This is a genomic window from Candidatus Latescibacterota bacterium (assembly GCA_019038625.1).
Taxonomy (GTDB): domain Bacteria; phylum Krumholzibacteriota; class Krumholzibacteriia; order Krumholzibacteriales; family Krumholzibacteriaceae; genus JAGLYV01.
Genome location: JAHOYU010000239.1, coordinates 1 through 1,085, shown reverse-complemented (window position 1 = coordinate 1,085; position 1,085 = coordinate 1). Strand labels below are relative to the sequence as shown.

At 47.4% G+C, this 1,085-nt stretch carries 2 protein-coding genes; one reads left to right on the top strand and one right to left on the bottom strand.

The features are described 5' to 3' along the window. On the bottom strand, positions 1 to 390 hold a 390-nt coding region (locus KOO63_15395), incomplete at its 3' end, for a CDP-alcohol phosphatidyltransferase family protein (protein MBU8923203.1). A 114-nt stretch (positions 391 to 504) separates the two neighbouring features. Between KOO63_15395 and KOO63_15390 the strand changes: the two genes are divergently transcribed. Beyond that, positions 505 to 1,085 (top strand): hypothetical protein (locus KOO63_15390; protein ID MBU8923202.1); only part of this gene is annotated, 581 nt, incomplete at its 3' end.

Below are 1,085 nucleotides of genomic sequence, written 5' to 3'. Positions count from 1 at the left end.
ACCCAACCAGCTTGCCGGAACAAAAACCCCAGCCTTTCTCCTCACTACTATACGATACATAGTGACGAGAACCTCACGCAACAGTATCACTCCCACGAAAAAATAGAACCAGGGAGTCTTGATCGCCGAAGCTATAATAAGAAATACTACGGTGATCAACACCTTGTCCGCGAATGGATCCAGGTGAGCTCCAAGCCTGGTTTTCTGCTGGAATCTTCTGGCGTACCACCCATCGAAATAATCGAGGATCGAAGCAAAGATGAGCATGACGGCCGCCAGGCCCCTGCGTTCGGGATCGCGGATCAATACGGCAGCCACGACAGCCATGATTATCCGCAGAAGAGTCATTATGTTGGGAACTGTTATTTCCTTTCGGGAAATACCCGCCATATCCTTCACTCCCCTTACGCTTCTTGCACATTACTGTCGGAAATAATATAATAATAACTAGAGCTAAGATACTACGATTTGCCGCCACAACGCAACCATTCATAAGCTGGTGAGATGAATAATAGACTCGAAAGGCCATATTTTCCGTTCCACGAGAGAAAACGCAGGACCGAGTGGTTAGTTATTATTTTTGTGGCAATTATCGGGCATCTACTTTTCTTTGTATTCTTTAAGCCATCATACCTCGAAGTGTTTCGTAGTGATCCGCCTGGTGAGGAGGGTACTTCAAAATTCAAGTTTATAAACCAGTCCATGACGATGGAACCATATCCTGATTACATCGAACAGATATCGGAGATGGATGACCCGGTAGAAGTTATAGACGAGGAAAAGGTGATTAAAACCTTTATCAGCGAATTCGGAGAGCCAGCACTCGATGTGGAACCTATTCAGAAAGGGAGAAGAAGCGGAGGCAGCGACGGACTGGCAGGACCCAGACGCAGCACAGTCGAACCCAAACCACTCTTCATGCCCTGGCCCAGATTCCCGGATGGAGTAGACAGGGACATCAAGGGAAAAGTGGAACTACTTCTCTTTGTAGATGAAGAAGGACTGGTCAGGGAGATCAAGCTTTCAATAGGACTTCCAAATGACCTTCTGAATGCTGCGGCTATTGAGGCCGCACGGGACATCCG